At 46.3% G+C, this 18,097-nt stretch carries 16 protein-coding genes and 2 pseudogenes; 10 read left to right on the top strand and 8 right to left on the bottom strand.

Annotation, left to right across the window (positions count from 1 at the left end):
- Window positions 1–46 precede the first annotated feature (46 nt).
- Both QUA02_RS30205 and QUA02_RS30200 read right to left on the bottom strand, forming a co-directional pair.
- Window positions 47–352, bottom strand: a complete 306-nt coding sequence (locus QUA02_RS30205) for a competence protein CoiA family protein (protein ID WP_333033259.1) — start codon at window positions 350–352, stop codon at window positions 47–49.
- A gap of 208 nt (window positions 353–560) precedes the next feature.
- A complete protein-coding gene (locus tag QUA02_RS30200) occupies window positions 561–1,265 on the bottom strand; it encodes a tyrosine-type recombinase/integrase (RefSeq protein ID WP_333033258.1) in 705 nt (234 codons plus the stop codon).
- Between the two features lie 158 nt (window positions 1,266–1,423).
- On the opposite strand from QUA02_RS30200, the gene QUA02_RS30195 reads away from it, so the two are divergent.
- The 5 genes from QUA02_RS30195 to QUA02_RS30175 all read left to right on the top strand — a co-directional run bounded on the left by QUA02_RS30195 (window position 1,424) and on the right by QUA02_RS30175 (window position 4,434).
- Window positions 1,424–1,930, top strand: coding sequence for a GNAT family N-acetyltransferase (locus QUA02_RS30195; RefSeq protein WP_333033257.1), 507 nt, complete (start codon window positions 1,424–1,426; stop codon window positions 1,928–1,930).
- Window positions 1,931–2,082: 152 nt separating this feature from the next.
- Window positions 2,083–2,568 carry a hypothetical protein gene (locus QUA02_RS30190; RefSeq protein ID WP_333033255.1) on the top strand — a complete coding sequence of 162 codons (486 nt, stop codon included), beginning with the start codon at window positions 2,083–2,085 and terminating at the stop codon, window positions 2,566–2,568.
- Window positions 2,510–2,734: a hypothetical protein gene (locus QUA02_RS30185; protein WP_333033254.1), complete on the top strand. Its 225-nt coding sequence runs from the start codon at window positions 2,510–2,512 to the stop codon at window positions 2,732–2,734. Before QUA02_RS30190 ends, QUA02_RS30185 begins: the two co-directional genes overlap by 59 nt.
- Before the next feature lie 434 nt (window positions 2,735–3,168).
- A complete protein-coding gene (locus tag QUA02_RS30180) occupies window positions 3,169–3,441 on the top strand; it encodes a tyrosine-type recombinase/integrase (protein ID WP_333033253.1) in 273 nt (90 codons plus the stop codon).
- Window positions 3,442–3,585: 144 nt separating this feature from the next.
- Window positions 3,586–4,434 carry an arylamine N-acetyltransferase family protein gene (locus tag QUA02_RS30175; protein ID WP_333033252.1) on the top strand — a complete coding sequence of 283 codons (849 nt, stop codon included), beginning with the start codon at window positions 3,586–3,588 and terminating at the stop codon, window positions 4,432–4,434.
- A 118-nt stretch (window positions 4,435–4,552) separates the two neighbouring features.
- Here the strand turns inward: QUA02_RS30175 and QUA02_RS30170 are convergent, their stop codons facing one another.
- Both QUA02_RS30170 and QUA02_RS30165 read right to left on the bottom strand, forming a co-directional pair.
- Window positions 4,553–5,941, bottom strand: coding sequence for a lamin tail domain-containing protein (locus tag QUA02_RS30170; RefSeq protein WP_333033250.1), 1,389 nt, complete (start codon window positions 5,939–5,941; stop codon window positions 4,553–4,555).
- A 900-nt stretch (window positions 5,942–6,841) separates the two neighbouring features.
- Window positions 6,842–8,464: a mechanosensitive ion channel family protein gene (locus QUA02_RS30165; protein WP_333033248.1), complete on the bottom strand. Its 1,623-nt coding sequence runs from the start codon at window positions 8,462–8,464 to the stop codon at window positions 6,842–6,844.
- A gap of 225 nt (window positions 8,465–8,689) precedes the next feature.
- On the opposite strand from QUA02_RS30165, the gene QUA02_RS30160 reads away from it, so the two are divergent.
- From QUA02_RS30160 to QUA02_RS30150, 3 genes and pseudogenes are all read left to right on the top strand, one after another.
- Window positions 8,690–9,637: a DMT family transporter gene (locus QUA02_RS30160; protein ID WP_333033246.1), complete on the top strand. Its 948-nt coding sequence runs from the start codon at window positions 8,690–8,692 to the stop codon at window positions 9,635–9,637.
- A gap of 69 nt (window positions 9,638–9,706) precedes the next feature.
- Window positions 9,707–10,153: pseudogene (locus QUA02_RS33770) on the top strand (EamA family transporter); the annotation flags it as partial.
- A 319-nt stretch (window positions 10,154–10,472) separates the two neighbouring features.
- Window positions 10,473–10,697, top strand: coding sequence for an EamA family transporter (locus QUA02_RS30150; RefSeq protein ID WP_445305223.1), 225 nt, complete (start codon window positions 10,473–10,475; stop codon window positions 10,695–10,697).
- Between the two features lie 28 nt (window positions 10,698–10,725).
- Here the strand turns inward: QUA02_RS30150 and QUA02_RS30145 are convergent, their stop codons facing one another.
- A complete protein-coding gene (locus QUA02_RS30145; RefSeq protein ID WP_333033241.1) occupies window positions 10,726–11,058 on the bottom strand; it encodes a hypothetical protein in 333 nt (110 codons plus the stop codon).
- A 185-nt stretch (window positions 11,059–11,243) separates the two neighbouring features.
- On the opposite strand from QUA02_RS30145, the gene QUA02_RS30140 reads away from it, so the two are divergent.
- Together QUA02_RS30140 and QUA02_RS30135 are read left to right on the top strand one after the other, a co-directional pair.
- Window positions 11,244–12,140 carry a pirin family protein gene (locus tag QUA02_RS30140; protein WP_333033239.1) on the top strand — a complete coding sequence of 299 codons (897 nt, stop codon included), beginning with the start codon at window positions 11,244–11,246 and terminating at the stop codon, window positions 12,138–12,140.
- Between the two features lie 235 nt (window positions 12,141–12,375).
- Entirely contained in the window at window positions 12,376–13,809 is a 1,434-nt protein-coding gene (locus tag QUA02_RS30135) for an RNA-guided endonuclease InsQ/TnpB family protein (RefSeq protein WP_333033237.1), read from the top strand.
- Window positions 13,810–13,906: 97 nt separating this feature from the next.
- Here QUA02_RS30135 and QUA02_RS30130 read toward each other — a convergent pair whose 3' ends face one another.
- From QUA02_RS30130 to QUA02_RS30120, 3 genes and pseudogenes are all read right to left on the bottom strand, one after another.
- Entirely contained in the window at window positions 13,907–15,922 is a 2,016-nt protein-coding gene (locus QUA02_RS30130; RefSeq protein WP_333033236.1) for a hypothetical protein, read from the bottom strand.
- Window positions 15,923–16,198: 276 nt separating this feature from the next.
- Window positions 16,199–17,341: an ISAs1 family transposase gene (locus QUA02_RS30125; RefSeq protein ID WP_333033234.1), complete on the bottom strand. Its 1,143-nt coding sequence runs from the start codon at window positions 17,339–17,341 to the stop codon at window positions 16,199–16,201.
- A gap of 62 nt (window positions 17,342–17,403) precedes the next feature.
- Window positions 17,404–18,097: pseudogene (locus tag QUA02_RS30120) on the bottom strand (hypothetical protein); the annotation flags it as partial.

The following is an 18,097-nucleotide window of genomic DNA, read 5'->3' as shown; positions in this document are numbered from 1 at the left end:
TCAACCTAGGGGTCAAGTTTCACTGGATTAGTTATTTACGGATTGATTACCGAGATTCACTAATCAACGAATCGCACTTCCACAGCACCTTCAACTGTTCCAATTCCTCACCCTTGAGTTCGATGTTGAAATTGTCGTAGAGGGGCAGCGAGGGAAATGCTTTGGTTTTAATCCGCTGTGACACGGGCTTGCAAGTTTCCTCCGTGTGCGCGAAGTGATGTTCTTTCACTTTCCCCTTTTTCGCTGTCAATCCGCCACCGCAGTAGAGGCAAGCGAGGTTAGTTTTTCCGCGCACAGCTTCATCTATGCTCGTCAGTTCGCCACTGAGAGCAACACCAAATTTTAGCCACATTGTCTGTCAATTCTCCTTTGAGCCGGTTTTGTAGATGCACCCGCTCCACACGATGGCTTACGCCCCGCTTCGCTACGAGAATTGTAACAACAAATCCAGGGGTGAGGGCTTCTGCCTTGGGAAAGAAAGCGATCGGCACTCGATGCTCTTGATGCGCGACTGTCAATCCAAAATCTAAAATCTAAAATCTAAAATCTAAAATTGCCCGTCACCAGTCGGGAATTTCTTGGGCCGCGTCGTCGGATAGGTCTTGTGACAGTTGCTCTCTTGGTAACGGCACAGCGGGCAATTCATCCTCTACAGGGGAAAATGTACGTTTCCCCGTGTAGGACAGCATGGAAAGTGAAGCGATCGCTCCTTTGACTTGATCCGGCTTCACCTCTAAGTAATGCTGCAACTGTTCGAGGTTACTGTGACCGCTGATTTCTTGAATAATCCGCAGCGGAATTCCGGCGTTGCTCATCTGAGTCAGGGCGGTGCGACGGAAGCTGTGGGTGGAGGCTCCCTCGATGCCGGTTCGCTCGAACGCTTCTCTCAAAATCTGATCCGCTGAGTTGGTGTGCAGATGCTTCCAATGATGGGCAGGGTGGCGGCCAGGAAATAAATAAGTCTGACCCGCGTGGGGACGCCAAGATGTCAGGAGACTTCGCAAATCTTCAATGACCGGAATCGTTCTGGTTTGGAGTTGGCCTTTGGTGTTGCCCTTGCGGAAGTTGATTGTAGGTCGGACTGTACCTCTGGCAGTGTAAATATCGATGACTTCCAGGGAACAAGCTTCGGCAATCCGACAGGCGGTGTAGAGACAAACTCCGAACAGTGTGCGATCGCGTGAGGTTTGCAAACCTTTGTTGAACAAAAGCTCGATTTCCTGTTGCGTGAGTATCTTGGCCTGGCCGTGCCGTTCTATCTTCATCTTGGTAAACTCGACCCTATACCACAGAGTTTGCCGCAAATACTGCATTGCTGCATCGGTTGGGGGAATTTCTTAACGTGGTAGGAGAGGTGCCAAGGAAAATAAGGGTCATCGTAGATTCGGTGAGCGACAATCGCTATCGGGTATTCTAAAAATAAATGATGTTGGAAAGTTCATCGGAAAACAATAATCAGATGATTATTCGCGATCGCCAAGGACGAGAGTACCGCCTGCAAGTAAACGGGGACGAAAACTCATATTTTATTGCCAAACTCTTGTACCGCAACAGCGCAATTGGTATGCTTCAATGCGTTTTGTATCCGCCCGATAAATTGGAGATAGGCGATATCTTGATTCGCGATGATGTAATTCACACTCCAGAACACTTAGGGGCAGCTCTTTTGAGACTGCTAGTTGAACCCAAGCCAATCGATTACCGCCGCAGGGGACTGGGAACTCACCTGTTGCAGTTTGCGATAAAGAAAGCTCGTCAGCGGGGAATTAAGCGAATCTGCTGTTCTCTAACTCAAAAAGACATCAACAATAATCCCAACCTCGTCAAATGGTACAAGAAGCATGGATTTGAAATACTTCCGCCTTCACAGGAGAACCTCGAAAATGCAGCTTTCGGGATTTCTCTGGATTTAGGAGAGAAATTAAATTAATTGCGCCTTGCGATCGTATAAGCCTGTTCTTGAGGGCAATACTCCTCTGCAAGCTTCCCGCTTCGCACCCAACGCCAATTAGCCTCGAATAGTGATAGCTTTTTGTATAATCTTGAGATAGGCGATAAAACTGGTACACCGTATCATTAAGCATGAAACAAAACAACCAACAACGTGCTACTGCCAATAAAATCAAAAAGTGGATTCAAGCCACCAAGGAAGTTGAAAAAGCTCGACTTGCTATACCAATAACCAGGTTGACGAGTATCAAAAGTTTGTGCACCGATGAAGTCGCCGCCGAAAAGTTTGCGCTCTACATTGCTCAACGAGTGCAGCAGCAGATGAATCAGGCGATTTGTCCCGAACATTTCACCAGTGAAGAATGGGCACAGCAACAACAATTAGTGGATGAGGCAATCGCGCTGATGCAGAGTTACTTAGAAAATCCTAGTTACGAAAGCCGGCAATCTCTCAGAAACTTATTGAAAGATATTGATGGAGTCCAAGGGGATGACTACCGTAATTTTAGATGGGCAACGGTGCGTTTTGTCCGCAGCGGAGATTTACTCAAGCTAGAGTATGCGCTGCGCTGTGCCGGTAGAGACAGATTTCCCCTATTGGACTTACAAATTAGCTAGAGAATATGTAGAAGGCTATGGATTGCAGTCTGGTTCGGGTATCGTTGCTGAATCCGTACCCATGTTGTTGGAAGTAGCAGAATTTTGGTGTCAGTATTATTTCGCTCAAAGTTTGAGCGAGAAATTTCCCGATGGGAGCGATCGCTGCGTTCGACCCAACCAGTGAGAATTTTCAGCAGATTGAGGGTTTGTTAAGCCTGCAACCCCCTAAGATTGTCAAACTTGCCATTAAACTAAATATCGCCCGAGTCACACTTTAGAGTTCTCCTATATTTTCCAGGCGTAAGAAATGCAGCCGTTCCGATGCTTCACCAGCTACAATTGTGACTTCATCGGATGTAACGGTGCAGCAAAATAAGGCTGAAAGTAGCGATCGCCTCCCCACTTTCTCTCATCCCAAACTTTTAGGGTGTTAACGAAGTTAGTCAATTGAGTGCCCGTGACTTTGACCCGATGAGTAAGACGCAAGCGGATATGGGGTAAAAGACGCGGCACGAGCGTCGGAAGTAGTGGACTTGAGGGCCGTGACTGTTCGGGCGATCGCCAAATGGTTGGAGGAAAGGGGAAGTTTCTCGCACGATAGCCCGCTTTTTATAGCACTTGACTCGGCTCACAGCCGACACAGACGCAAGCGGCGACGGTATCTGCAAGATGGTTGTCCGCCACAGCGAAAAAGCTGGTATTAAAAAGCAGATGTCCCCTCACCGCATCCGACACTTAGTTATCACGGCGGCACTGGACACAACAGAGGGAGATGTAAGAAAAGTGCAGAAACTCAGCAGACACAAGAATTTAAACACCTTGATGGTGTATGACGATAATCGCGGCCGCGACCAGCAAGACGTTACCGATTTACTTGATGGGATGTTTTGAGCGAGCGGCGGGGGAAGCGGATGATTCGACGTGAAGGAGCGATCGAAATCTATGATTTCTCCGATGCTAAACATGAAGGAGCGTTGGATACATAATGATTAATTACTCCATGAATAAACTCAGCATTGACTCTGATAATAAAATATGCAATTGCAACAGCGACTGACTGAGATCGACCTTGATGCCTATTTTCAACGAATTGGCTATAGCGGTGACTGCTCGCCCAGGCTGACAGCATTACAGGCAATTCATCAACGACATTCCCAAACGATCGCCTTTGAAAACCTCAATTCGCTCCTGAAACAACCTGTGAAGCTGGATTTAGCATCCTTGCAACAAAAACTAATCAACGAGGGACGGGGCGGCTATTGTTTTGAGCAAAATTTACTGTTGCGGGCTGTTTTGCTGGCTAAGGGCTTTCAGGTAACGAATCTGGCAGCCCGCGTGCTGTGGAATTTGCCATCCGGGACGATCGCGCCCCGCAGCCATATGGTGCTGTTAGTCAATATTGATGGAGAACCGTACATTGCAGATGCGGGATTCGGAGGATTAACGCTTACCAAGCCGCTTGCTTTGACACCGGATATTGAACAACCTACATCCCACGAACCATTTCGATTGATCGCAACGGATCGCAGCTACATTATGCAAGCATATATCAAGCAGGAGTGGAAATCCCTTTACAGATTCGACCTTCAGGAGCAAGAATTACCAGATTATGAGGTGAGCAATTGGTACGTTTCAACTCATCCCAACTCGATTTTTGTTGCTAACTTGATGGTGGCCAAGCCGGATGCAAATTGTCGTTATGCCTTGTGGAACAATCAGTTTACGGTGCATTATTTGGACGGTCGAACAGAACACCGCGTCCTTTCAACGGTTGCAGAGTTACGCGCTACCCTTGAGAATGTTTTTTGTCTCAACCTGGGAGCGATCGCTGACCTAGATCGGATGTTACAACAATTAATTGAGCGATCGCGTGCGATGACCTAACGGTGAAAGCGGGCAACTCTCGATTTATGGCAAGGCCTGACCCAGACTTTTCGATAGATTTTCTTACGGAAAATATTAAATCCGACATTCCGCACCCCTTTAGACGAATGCCTCTCGATCAGGACAATTTGCGACCGTAGTTGTAAACTTCTTCTTCGCCCGATCGGTCGATAATCGCCCAATGTACTGTGTTGAGTTCAGGAATTTGTAACATAAATATCCAGTTAGCTTCTATGCTTTCCCCTTCTGTTGGGAGCATCGGTGTCTGTGGAGTACACAGGGTAATTTTAGTGGTGGGTTTTCGTAGATATTGGTAAGACGAGGGTACATGATCGCCGTTAAAATAGGCGAAGGGCACACCCACAGCAGCAGCATTATCAGCGATCGTGTCTAGAACCGAGCCTTCTTGTGAGTTGTCAAGTTCAAAGCTATCGTATGCTGAAGTTAATGCTTCCTCAAAAGTTACCTGACCGCCTAAAGCTTTCTGTGCCTCAATCGATTCTGGATCTGCCTCTAGGATCAGATTGTCTAAACCAATTGATTTTGTCAGATTAGATAACTTTTGACTTTGCTCAGTATAAGCATATCTAGACATCAAATTTCCCTTTTCATCATACAGTCGTCCCTCATCTGAAGAGTTATTCCAAACAGAGCGTTTGCTACCAAAAGAGAAGCCGCCTGACTCGGGATGTACCTCGTTAGTGTAAACTCGAAACTCAGCTCCTTTTTTCAATACTGTCCCCGTAGGAAAAGAGAATTCTTGATTGCGATTTCTGCTTTGAATTTTCCAGCCTGATATATCTATATCAACCAGCCCATCGTTGACAATAGCGATATATTCGTCCGCAGAAGTGGATTTAACGCTTCCGTCCGAAAAAATCCTCGAAATCCTGACGTGGGGTGTTGCCTGTGAGAGATCGAGTATTGCATACAGCCCTTCTCCATCAGGACTAGAAACGAGAATTTGATTGGCCTGCTCGTCAGGTTGGAAATCTATAATCGAACTGCCATTGCGTTGATAGAGAAATTTAACTCCCGCAAAAATCGGATGATCGCTATTAATGGGTTGATTTCCTGAAATCCCGTTATAGCCCTCTTTAAACTGTAAACCAACTTCCCAAAGAAACCAGTTAAAGTTATACGCTTCAGCATAGTCCTCATTTTCCGTCTCGGCAGCTAAGTAAACGTTCCCTCCGGCTCCAACCAAATCTCTGATTCTAGTCTCATCAATACAAATTTCATGTGTAAAAATCGCATCCACATCTTCTGGGATGTCATATCCAACCGTCCATGCATGACCAGCTTCAGTCATTGTCTCTGCTAAAGCCGATTCAGATTCTGCTAAATCTGGGTCAGCGTAAGAATGAAACTTGCCTGGACGACCGCCCGCAAACCAATTCGCAATATTTTTAGCAAAAATTGCCGCGTCAGGAGATTGTTCAAATCCGACGTTACTTAAAGTTGAAGCATCATTAGCGAGAAAGATTTTGCCTAATTTTTTATTCATTTACTCGGTTCCTAACCTTCGGAGTAGTTGATGGATTTACTGGTGTGGGTGCAGGGAAAGATGGTTAATTGTTGCTGTGACAAAATTCTCATTTCTAAGTGGAGATTATTATTCACAAAAGGAATGCCAACTATCGCTCGCTTTTATAGACATATCCTTAATATAAACAAAATAGTCCGATAAAAACGATCGAAAATATTGGGAGAGAACGGGACAAGCCCTTTAGCAAGAATCTCAACACTCCAGCCAGCAATCTTGACACTTACGATCCTGTATTAAATGCAACTGTAAATGTGACGCTCGACAGGATTAAATACAACGCTCGCCAGGATTAAGTGCAACGCCGCTTGCAATCATCGGTTTGAGCCAGGAGAGCCGTGCAACTATCAATAGAACTTCTACTTAGCAGCGGTTTCGCGCCTAAAGGGGGTGCTGGCAAAAATTTCAGCGCTTGGCGTAAATTTCTGCACGATTGCTACTCAAACCCCTTCACCCTCTCGACAACATAACTCTACCCAAGTCTCCTTTTCTTTCTTGGTAGACAGAGCAAATGATCTTACCAACGGCATCTCACACCCACAAGCCGGGTTAGGACACTTTACCGTCCTCGCTCACAACCAAGCAATCACTGTTGCTTCATCCCTACCTTTTTCCCGTGGCAGTTTCACCTTCGGGTACAAATGCCCAATCCGCTTCTCTGCCTCATCCCGCATCCACTTCCTGTAATAGCGCACATCAAGAGCTTTTGTTGCGTTTCTTAATCTCGTGTCCTCGGAATGCACGTATCTCGTCTTTACCCCTAATACGTTCGCTTTCGCGAAGGTCTAACAGCTTCTGCAATGTTGCTCTCACCTACCTAGCGTGAAGCTGCCTTGAGAATATTGACCGACATTCTCAAAATCAATTAGACAAATATGACTGACGCAAATGCCAGACGAGCTCACGCCGCATTTCACTGAGAATTCGCTGTCCCCGTTCGCAATGTTCTAACTTGATGTCATCGACATAGAACCGCACCAGCGTGTCTCGCGTGTAATCTCCCTTCAGGTCATTGATCCAGATTTTGGGGTCTTGCCATTCATTGCGTGAACTCTTGAAGTTTTCTCGCAACCATTCGCGAAAGCGTTCTACCAATTCGTCTAATCGCGTGTCTAACCCTTTGGGATTACTAATTGCCCATAACAGCTTGTTAACTTTGATCTTCAACAAATCAATCTTCTGTTCCCACTCTTGCTTCAACGTTTGTTGGTCTTCTTGAAATAGGTCAGGGTCTTTCAACCAGTCTTTACACCAACGGCGTATGAGTCCGATCAACGTACTCTCGGATACTGTTCCCGTAACTTCACTGAGCAAGCGTCTGCGACGGTCATGTCGATCGAACTTTTTTGATTCCAGTCCAATCTTTTGACAAAGTTCCAGATAGTATGCTTGCACTGTTTGCCGCTCCTCTACATCTAATCCGCCCCTTTCTAATTGGGAAATAAGATCGGCTAGGTGCGCCAAACCCATTTCAATCTCAGCTAGTAAAGTATTCACCTCAGCCTCAGCTAACAAGCGTTGCCGTCCCGCTTCTCGCTTCTGTTGCGCTTTTACCCCAGGTATAGAGCAACCATAAAATTCGTCAACTAATTCTAACTTCTTGTCAATTTCGCCCATGGTATCGGGGTGCGCCAGCACGACTTTTTCCATCATAGAGATGGCTAGAGCCGGGGCAACATCTGCTTTGATGGGAATGGCGATCGTGTAGTAGTAATGATTTGTCGGACGGCTGAGGTTAATAATTTCCTGCCCTTCAAACGCGGCATTGGGGATGTAAATCTGTGAGTGCGTGTCAATGAGATACAGTTCGGTTAATCGCAGCCCAATGTGTTTGATCACGCCTCTTCTACCGTTGGCTAGCTCAATCACATCCCCAAAGCGAAACGGTGTATCGATGAGCAAGACTAACCCACTGAAGAAGTTTGCCAGAATGTCTTTTAGCGCAAACCCCAAGATAAAACTGATTCCTCCGATGGCAACTAACAAACCTTGGATGTCAACACCGAATGCCTGGAGAAACAGCAGTCCACCCACCAAGTAAACAATTAAAGGGAGAACATTTTGTAGTATCGGAGTGAGAACATCATCCCACATTGCCTCGGAGCGCGCGGCATACTGGCTAAAAGCATAAGGCACAACCTCGGTGAGCAATTGAACCACCCAAAAGGCGGCGATAAGGACAAGAAAAGCGGTCAAGCCTCGCTGGAACCAAGTAATGTAAATTGAAGGAGCGATAGATAGCGTCTGCAATGCCAGCTTGAAACCGATGGCGAACACAATGAGTGTCAGCGGCGTTTGTGAGACGTTGAGTGCAACTAACACCAGGTCGGAGGTAAATTGACGGAAAACCCTTCGCAAAATACCAAACAGTAGGTAGAGAACAATAACGACAACACCAAGAATGCCGAAGTTAAGCAAAAATGCACCCCATCCTTGAGCCGGAACAAGGGCTAACAGAAACATAGAACTTCTTAGGAGCGTCATTTGGAAACCCATAGATCCGTAAAGTATGTAAAAAATAGTGCTTGACCTAGTATTAGATAGGTGTTAACTAATGAAAGAGATGAACTTTCAAAAATTGAAATATAAAAAAACTAAAATAAGCATTTAGCTCCGGGATTTGCTAGAGAAGACTTCTCGATCGCCGCGAAGCACAGTTGCTTCAGGGCCAATCATAATTTTTTCTGTTTTATAGTTGTTTCACCCCTGATGAATGAATCCAATAAAACGACGGTGGCGATCGCCTCATTATTTGTCGGTATAGTCGCCATATCTTTTGGCTCTATCTTCATTAGATGGAATGAAGCTGAACTCAGCCCCAATGCTACAATATTTAATCGCTTTTGGCTAGGTAGTGTCGTCTTCGGGCTGTGGCAAGGATACAAGGCGATACGTCAGAGACTTTCTGGTGACAAACCCGTTCAACAGCATTCATACACCAGTCAGGAGATGAAGCTATTGCTGGGTGCTGGGACTTTTTTTGCTGCCACCTTAGCTTTTGTAGCTCGGTCGCTGACTAAAACCAGCGTCGCTATCTCGACAATCCTACACAATCTCACCCCCATATTTACCAGCAAAGGAGCGCAGTTGTTATTCGGTCAAGGCTTTAACCGCCAATTTCTCATTGGGACGATCGCTGCCATTGGGGGAGCGATCGCCATTGAAATCGAGCAGATACAACAAATCGCTGCTGGTGAGGTCACAGGAGGCATAGCTGCGATCGTCTCTGCGGTTTTTATGGGTGCATATTTGCTGGCGGTAGAACAAATGAGAACCAAATTTGACCCGATCGCAATTCAGTTGTGGGTTTGTGCGATCGCTACCCTATCCATCTCGCCCATGCTTGTGTTCGCTGAAGGTCGGATTTTTCCTTCTTCAGTGAATGGGTGGCTGTTCGTCATTTTTCTCGCCCTCGCCTGCCAAGTTTTAGGTCAGGGACTTTTAACGTATAGCGTTGCTAGCTTGTCTTCAGTGGTTGTCTCCTTAGTACATTTGTTAGAGCCTGTATTTAGCAGCATTTTGGCTTGGGCAATATTTTGGGAAAAATTAAGTTTCTCGAATTGGGTAGGTTTTGCCCGAGTTCTCATCGGTCTATACATAGCCGTATCTAGCCAAGCTGCTGTTCATCTCCCACAAAATCGCTTAGAGAGCGGGTAGCCACCATTACTGTTTGTTTCAACGGTAAGCAAGTGAAAAAGACTTGGCTCAAAAAATCAGCACAGCTCGATGTCAACACAATTGCTAAAAAGTATGACAGCCCAACTGGAATTAGCACAGCAACCGTCGTCGATAATACCAGCTTGGATCGCAACTGCTTCGTTATTTGCCAGCCCGATCCCCCTATCTTTAGCACCAATCCTCGTCAAATTGTGCGAACGAGAAATAGGTTCAAATGCCGTAGCATTCCATCGCGGCTGGATCGCTGCGATCGTCTTTGGCTTGTTGAGCGGAATTGAGGCTTTGGACCGCCAAAAATCCAATCGCCAACCCGTAGAACAGAAGCCTTTTACAAGACGAGAATTCGGGCTATTGGTAGCATTGGGAACTTTTGGAGCGACCTACTTCCTCCTGTGGTCTTTGTCGCTGACTCAAACCAACGTTGCCAACGTTACGTTATTTTGTGGTTTGAACCCACTGTTTGTCGGTTTGGGGGGGTGGTTGTTATTAGGTCGGCGCTACAATAGCAGATTCATCATTGGCACGATCCTGGCACTGGCGGGAGCGATCGTTATGGGATTGGATGACGTGCAGTTCGCCACTAACCAAGTACAAGGCAATGCCCTCGCCTTGCTATCGGGGATTTGTTTTGCTGCGTATCTGATACTGCTAGAACTGCTGCGAGAACGATTTACCGCGGCAACCTTATTGCTGTGGCGCTGCGCCTTCACGACTGTGTTTGCGTTTCCCGTCCTCGCACTCGCCGAAGGAAGATTGTTTCCCCATTCCTGGATGGGGTGGTTTTTCGTAATTTTGCAAGCCCTCTTGTGCCAAAGTGTTGGGTCAAGGACTTTTGGCTTACAGCCTCAGCAAGCTGTCGTCAGGGTTCGTCGCAGTCACGCTGCTTTTCGAGCCAGTCCTTGCCTCAATTTTCGCTTGGGTAATTTTCTCTGAACGCTTGGGTTTCTTTGACTTGATGGCGTTTGTCGTGATTTTATGCGGTATCTATGTAGCTCAATCGAGTCAATCTGCCGTTAAAGAAACCCGCGAATTAGCGTAATTGACGCGTGAGAGCAGGTGGATGATATTTATGCAAGTTCCGCAAATACGGTGCTGCGGGCAAACTCCTCCTCCTCCGGCGAAAAGTATGGAGCTTTATCGACCAGCGCGGGGTCAAAACGGTATGTCTCCTGAAGGAATTTGCCGCTGATGACAGCCGACTCCAAATCCTTGATGTATTCTTCGGCGATCGTCGATGAGTCCACCAGCCAAGAAGAACGCGGCTCGCTCGACCGCCCGATCCGCTCCTTGGTCAAAGGTCGGATTCGAGTCACTGACGAACTTTCCATTGTCTCGCAACCAGAAAGCTGCTTGAGAACTCGACACTCTACAGCGGCTTTTTGTTGGGAAAGTTTAGACAAGTCACGGATACAACTCTCTAGGGATAGCTTTTTGTAAGTAGTAAGACACAATTAATTACACAAAACTTGGGCTACAAGCCTTGTCTAGTAAAAAATTAGCAAAAAATCAGTGTGTAATTAATTCTGTCCAATTACTTATAATGCACTCTTGACACAGGCTTAGCATTCGCAACTTCACCAACATCATGACGGATAGCATCCAGCATCTCATCGAGCCGCACATTCAAGATTTGGGTGGATTCCAAGCCCGCCGCCTGCTTCCCTCAGACGTTCTCACGCTGGTAGGCCCGTTCATCTTTTTTGACCATCTCGGCCCTGCGGTGTTTCCACCAGGTAAGGGTGTCGATGTCAGACCGCATCCCCACATCAACTTAGCAACCGTCACCTACTTGTTTGAAGGGGTTTTGCTGCACCGCGACAGTGTCGGCAGCGTTCAAGAAATCCATCCCGGCGCGGTGAACTGGATGACGGCAGGGCGCGGCATTGTCCACTCCGAACGCACGCCCCAGGACGAGCTCCGTAAAGAAGCCATCCTGCACGGCATCCAAACCTGGATAGCACTTCCCGACGAATACGAAGAAACTGAACCTTGGTTTCGGCACCATCCGGCAACCGAACTGCCCGCTTGGGAGGATGCAGGAGTTTCGTTCGCCCTGATTGCGGGCGATGCTTACGGTCGCACTTCCCCAGTCCAAATATTTTCACCCATGATTTATCTGGACGTGCAACTGACTCCAGGCTCGCAATTTACCTTACCGGGCCATTACAGCGAACAGGCGGTTTACAGCGTAACAGAGGGGCTTGCGATCGATGGAGTGCCTTTAGAACAGCATCGGTTGGCGGTTCTAACTTCAGGCACACCGGTCAGCATTTCTGCATCGGGCACGGCTCGGTGTATTGTGATTGGCGGCGAACCTGTGGGCGAGCGGCATAAGTGGTGGAATTTTGTTTCGAGCCGCCACTCGCGCATCGAACAAGCCAAACTAGATTGGAAAGAGGGAAGGTTTGGTCGGGTTCCTCAAGAGACAGAGTTTATCCCGCTGCCAGAAGAACCGCCTTTGCAAGCAGAGCAGCCGCTGTGAATAACCGCAGCAATTTAACTACCAGCCGGGAAGTCCCTCGGTATATTCAGAGGGGATGAATCTGAGCGCTCGCGAAGTACCCCGAATGAATTACCGTAGGGTTGAAAGGCGCGTTGGGTGGAGGAACGGAAACCGACAATTAGACATTGCGAGTACCTTTAACTTTGATGTACTTTCTAAACATTAAAACAAAAGAAATGGTATATTAAGGTAGGTCGAAAAAAGAAGCTAAAAAATGCAGCTCACTTACAAATATCGCCTCAAACCAACCAAGCCTCAACTAGCAACTATTGTGGCTCATTTAGAACTCTGCCGTCGGCAGTACAACTACCGACTCGGCGAAAGATTTAGGTGGTGGGAAGCCACGAGAACGCCCATCAATGCCTGTCCCTTGAATGTTTCAATAGTCCCTGTTGAAGAGATTTATCGAAACATTCCTTTGACCAGAGTGCAAACTAGGGACGGCAGAAAAAAGGATGAATTAGGCAACCCTTTAACTAGGAAAGGTGACGTTTTCTCCAATCTTGAAGGCGGATATGTACAGTGGCAGACGATACAATTAGCTGACCTGAAAAACACTAAAAAATTATTTCCTGATTACAAAGTGTTGGATTCTCAGGTTCTGCAAGATGTAGTCAATAGAGTTGAAACTTCCTTTTCAAACTTTACTACACCCGACAAGAATGGCAATCGTAGAGGCAAGCCTAAATTTAAGGGGCTTCACTACTACAAATCCTTCACTTACCCTCAATTAGACAATCTAAGTATTGTCAAGGACAAACAAAATAGGATTTGTATTGACCTCGCCAAAATAGGTCAAGTACCGATGGTTTTCCACCGTCCAATACCAACGGAATTCAAAGTTAAGACGGGTACAGTTATCAGAGAAGCGGATGGGTGGTATATTTCCCTGACCTTAGAAGATAAGACGGTTCCCGTAACGGTTGCAGAAATTCAATCGACTGAAAAAAATACTGTGGGTATCGACTTGGGAATAACCAATTACGTTTACCTTTCCAACGGCGAAAGAGTTGAAAATCCTAGATTCTTGAGGAAGTCGGCTGAAAAAATGGCAAGGCTTCAAGCGAAATTAGCTAAAAAAGTCAAGGGTTCTAAGCCTTGGATAATCATCAAGAATAAGGTTTCCAGACTCCATCAATTTGTAGCCAGAGCTAGATTAGATTTTCAATTAAAAACGGCACATAAACTATTCGATAAATGTGACGTTTTAGTCGTTGAAGACTTGACTGTCAAAAATTTAATTAGACGTGTCAAACCCAAGACTGCTGTTGAGAATGGTAATTTGGTTTATTTGCCCAACGGTCAGTTGGCTAAGAGCGGTTTGAATAAATCAATGCTTGATGCTGCTCATGGGCAATTTGCTAATGTCCTCAAGTATGTCCCTTGGAAGCTAGGTAAAAGCGTTTTGCTTGTTGACCCAAAAGGAACTTCTCAGCATTGCTGGAACTGTCTCAACAAAGTACCGAAAGAATTATCGGAGCGGTGGCATTCCTGTCAATGTGGGGAATCTTTGGATCGAGATGAAAACTCAGCTAAACTTATTAGAAAAATTGGTCTGAGTTACGAAAGTGGCGGGGGAACTCCGTCACTCAAAAAAGCCTTTGCAAAAAAGGAAAAAGAAGCCTGCGGTCTAACTGTACCCAGTTGACCGTCAGGTTAGTTCACGGAACTGTTTTTAGATTCAGAATCCAGTCTTTTCTCCTCCACTTTTAGCGGATATTATTCCTAAACTTTGAAACGCGCTCTTAAGGAGACAGGCCGAAATCTTCCGGTTCCCACAAGCTCGATGCCGCGCGGCCGAACGCGAGAACATCCTGGATTTGCTCTTCGCTCATGCTTTCATCGAACAGCCAAACTTTGGTGGTGGGGATGCCGGTTTCGCCGTCTCCTTTCGTCCAAATCTTCACAGTTCGAGTTTCGCCGATGGCAATCTTGGGGCGGTCTGCTTCTGCGATAAATCCCAGCGGATAGAAACCGACTAACTCAGCGCTTTGGGGGTACATCAAATCTACGGCTAGCGTCGGCACAATCTTGCCGGTGCGGGGAGCTGCCCAATCCCGCAGCACGACTCTAATTTGAACCGTGCGCCCTTTCCACTTAGCCTTTGACCAGTGGTTTGGCTGCTGTTTGTGGACGTTGTAGACCTCGAAGAAACTCGGCGGGTCGGGGTTTTCTTTAAGTTCGGCCATAATTTCGTCTGGGAATAAGTTGAATACCAAGGAGCCAGAACTTCTCGAATCTTCTTTGACCGTATGGCTGGCCCGCCAGCAAGCTGCTGCCCAAGATTTAACAGTGTAGGGAGTGCCGTCGGGCCCAGTGACTTGTTCGATGGCCGCATCTCTTAAAGCTCGATACTTAAAGGCTACTTCGCGGATTCTCGCAGTGTCGCCCTCGTTTTCTTCTTTCCAGGCGATGGCAGCGCTCATTTCCGAAGCATATCCGTTTCTTTGCTGGAATGCGTAATTTTGTTGGGCTTCGGATACCGGTACTGCGGAAAAAAGCGAATTCACAAACGAGGTAAGGTTTAAATTGGTTTCTAACTGGGCCGGTTGCCAATAGCTGTTTACCAAACGAACGAGCCGAGATACTGTATCAATCGCATCGGGTGCTACGCTGCAAGGTCGGCTCAGATAAGTTTGCTCAGCTTTAAAATCTTTGAGCCACGGAATTTGAGCTGCATCACCGAGGCCGTTTAAATAATCTCCCACTGCTTTGAGTCCTGCATCGTTGTTGGGATACGCCGATTTGAGCGAATCAACAGCGATTTGTAGCTCTTGGGAAAGGAAATCGATAATTGCTCTTTCTTGCGGTTCTGTTTGCATTCCGCCGGGGGGAATCATCAACACTATTCCTTCCGCTTTTGCACCCCTGGCTCGTCCCATCAACGATGCGACAATACCCGTGCTGTCGTTCATGCTGTCGATAGCTACTTGCTGGAGGTTGCCCACCAGCGGGACTTTGGGGAGTTTCTTTACCTGGGGCGGTTTGGAGAAGTTGGCGATCGCATTTCTCAGATTTGGGTATTCTGTCGAGCGAATCAGTTGAATAAAATCTCCGTCCGTGTCCCGTCCCAGGTTGAGCAGCAGCTTCCGAGAAGCGGCCATCAATCCATCACCCCGGGCGTAAGTACCCTCATGTACGTTTTCCCACAACTGGCAGTCGCCCCAGTGGCGCATGGGGTTGCAGAACACGATGTACTCGCCCGTTGCCATGCCGGGGGCGCAAAACACTTTTTTGCTAAAAACTGTATTGCCGTTTGTGTCCGCAATCTCGTACTTCGCAAAATATTCATCGGGCTGCGCCATGAGCGACCAGAACCTAACTCCCGCAGCTTTCGCTAAATTCAACCAAACTGTTCTCAGGCGCTCTTTAACCTTGGCGGTAATGTAGGGGTGAAGCAGCAGCTTGCCCCGCACGTCGTATTTGATGATTTGCATCGCCGTGTTGACATATTCCGCCTCAGATTGCAGCCCTTCGCTGCCCTGCTGTATTTCTTGCTCGGCTTCATTTTGGTCGATTCTCAGCAGTTCGGCTAAGTTTTGAATCGAGTTGAGAGCGCCTGCCAAACGCTCGCATTTATCAATCAAGCGGCTGATGATTCTGTCTTGTTCTAGGGTGGCGTAATCGAACCACTGAAACAGCATCCAGCCTGCTTTTGCGGTGCGCTGCTCTGCTTCAAATACTAACCCGCACAGCAGTTTATCCGTATAGTTTCCTAGCGCTGGTTTGTTGCCCTTCAAGGATGACAGGGGAATTACCAAATCAAAACCTGAACCGTCGAGTTCGGGGTTGTAGGCGATCGTACCTTTGGCCAGGGGGAACGCATCTTATTGAACACTGTTCATCAGTGGTGAGTATATTTTGAGATAAATTCACCATTCTTAGAAGCTACAGACACGCGTGGTAATGACTTTTGTAAGAAAATAGGAACTGATTAAGGTGGTTTTTACGCTCGCTGCTCATTTTGAGACAATAAAAATATTACAACCACTTTTTCCCAGTTGTATAATAGTTAGTAATGAGTTATTCATGAGAATTTAGTTAACTGCAACAGCGAGGAGCTTAGTCAAATAGTCATCATCCCAGCCGGCTCGAAGTCGCTTATTTTTTGCTCCGGTTTTTGAGGTTTTTTCTAGATTCAACAGATTGAGCGAGATGTGTCTAAGAATAGCAAAGTTTTGCGGAGCATTATCTTTTCTAATCCGACAATCATCTTCACGAAAACCCACATCTAATACCCAATGTAAAGAATTTTCAATTCCCCAATGGCTGCGGACTGATTCACCAAGCTTTTGAGCATCATTTGGTAAACTACTAATGTAATAACGAGTTTCAATAGTTGTTTTTCCCTTCACCATTCTCACGGATTCTATCAAGCCTATACTGTGAAGTTTCTCCCATTGATTGTCGGGGTCAATCAGCTCTTTGATGTCACTTAACATTAAGTGATGTCGAATTTCTGAGCGACCGTGATTACTCTCTTTATTTGTCGAATAAGCTGTATGTGTAAATCCCGAAAATCCTTGTCTAATTGCTTGTTTAAACAACTCTTCTACTCTGGCATACAGGGATGGTTGGTTCTTTTTTAAGGTGATTAAATAATCTCCTTCTTGTTCGACAATTGACTTCACAATTGACCTCTGACAGCCCAGAGCATCGATGGTGACAATGCTTCCATTTAATTCTAATACTTTGAGTAAAGCCGGAATAGCTGTGATTTCATTAGATTTTTTATCAACCTTAACTTGTCCTAAAACTAATCTTTGACTGGTCGCCCAAGCACTGACCATATGAATTGCTTTTTTATCTCCTCCCCGATCGTAAGAATGGCGAAGAGTTTTGCCATCAATTGCGATTACTTCTCCGGGATTGAAGCAACTAATAGATTGAATCCAACTCAAAAAACATTTCTGAAATTGCTCCGGTTTGAGGCGAGAAAATACTCGTGCAATTGTGTCATGTGAAGGTATGCCATTCGGCAATTCTAAAATTTTCTTTAACCATTCGTATTTAGCTCGCCCGTAACTTTCGATATCTACCCATGTATCAGCACCGCAAATCACGGCACAAATTGAGATGGTGATAATATCAATTAATTGATGATGTCTCGTCCGCTCAATTCTTGGATCTTCTAAGTCGGAAAAATGGTCGGCGATGGTGATTTTAGGTTTGAGTTTCATACAGGGTAAACTCTAATTAAATGTTTTGTAGGTACTCAATAATTCTTCTCCAAGATACCAGATTATGTTAACATAAAGTTTAGATGCGTTCGCCCTGTACCTTTGGCTACCCATTTCTTGAATGAGGCTATCCTAAATTGCAGCGGGATTTCTGGATTAGGTTCAATCTCCGTTTCGACTGTTCCCGCTCCCAGCAGTTCCATAAAATAGCGAGAAGCTTTGCCGTGGCTGTCTCCGGTTTTCCAATGCCGTTTATTGGTTGGGTCGTCTTGCGGGTTGCCCTGAGCATCTTTTAGTTCGTCATCAACCACCACATAATTGAATTTTTGAGCTACTAAATGTTTGCATCCAGTATGAAGGATGCTGCCGTAAATAATTCGTTTCCATTGGTCTGTTGTTTTAGTCCCGTAGTAGCTCGAACCGACTGGCGCTAAGTTAAAGGTGAATCGACCGCGATTGCGCGAGTTGCTCGCTAAGTCTAGAGCGTAGCGCTCTTTGTCAACAACGAATGGATTTAACAAAGATGGGTCTTTCGCAGTTTTCGGGATTTCTCCGATACAGAATCTTTCCTTACCCGCATCTTGGTGCAATCCTGAAAGCAGCGTATTTCGGAGAGTGACTTTTGGTTTGGTTGACCAGCTTTTGACTGCACAATCCCACACAGACCAAACAGCAATTGCTGACGGGGCGACAGGTCGCCTGAAGAGCAGACAGGGAGGGCACTCTAGACAAATAGCATGAAAAAAGATAGGGTAA

The sequence above is a fragment of the Microcoleus pseudofavosus SVA1_A4 genome (assembly GCF_036700565.1).
GTDB lineage: Bacteria > Cyanobacteriota > Cyanobacteriia > Cyanobacteriales > Microcoleaceae > Microcoleus.
Note: the sequence above shows the minus strand (reverse complement) of the source record. Positions and strands in the feature narration are given on the sequence as shown.

What these genes read in the sequence shown, in the direction of transcription:
- QUA02_RS30205 (WP_333033259.1), bottom strand. Translation starts at nt 352, where the DNA reads ATGTGGCTAAAATTTGGTGTTGCTCTCAGTGGCGAACTGACGAGCATA.
- QUA02_RS30200 (WP_333033258.1), bottom strand. Translation starts at nt 1,265, where the DNA reads ATGAAGATAGAACGGCACGGCCAGGCCAAGATACTCACGCAACAGGAA.
- QUA02_RS30195 (WP_333033257.1), top strand. Translation starts at nt 1,424, where the DNA reads ATGATGTTGGAAAGTTCATCGGAAAACAATAATCAGATGATTATTCGC.
- QUA02_RS30190 (WP_333033255.1), top strand. Translation starts at nt 2,083, where the DNA reads ATGAAACAAAACAACCAACAACGTGCTACTGCCAATAAAATCAAAAAG.
- QUA02_RS30185 (WP_333033254.1), top strand. Translation starts at nt 2,510, where the DNA reads ATGCGCTGCGCTGTGCCGGTAGAGACAGATTTCCCCTATTGGACTTAC.
- QUA02_RS30175 (WP_333033252.1), top strand. Translation starts at nt 3,586, where the DNA reads ATGCAATTGCAACAGCGACTGACTGAGATCGACCTTGATGCCTATTTT.
- QUA02_RS30170 (WP_333033250.1), bottom strand. Translation starts at nt 5,941, where the DNA reads ATGAATAAAAAATTAGGCAAAATCTTTCTCGCTAATGATGCTTCAACT.
- QUA02_RS30165 (WP_333033248.1), bottom strand. Translation starts at nt 8,464, where the DNA reads ATGACGCTCCTAAGAAGTTCTATGTTTCTGTTAGCCCTTGTTCCGGCT.
- QUA02_RS30160 (WP_333033246.1), top strand. Translation starts at nt 8,690, where the DNA reads ATGAATGAATCCAATAAAACGACGGTGGCGATCGCCTCATTATTTGTC.
- QUA02_RS30140 (WP_333033239.1), top strand. Translation starts at nt 11,244, where the DNA reads ATGACGGATAGCATCCAGCATCTCATCGAGCCGCACATTCAAGATTTG.
- QUA02_RS30135 (WP_333033237.1), top strand. Translation starts at nt 12,376, where the DNA reads ATGCAGCTCACTTACAAATATCGCCTCAAACCAACCAAGCCTCAACTA.
- QUA02_RS30125 (WP_333033234.1), bottom strand. Translation starts at nt 17,341, where the DNA reads ATGAAACTCAAACCTAAAATCACCATCGCCGACCATTTTTCCGACTTA.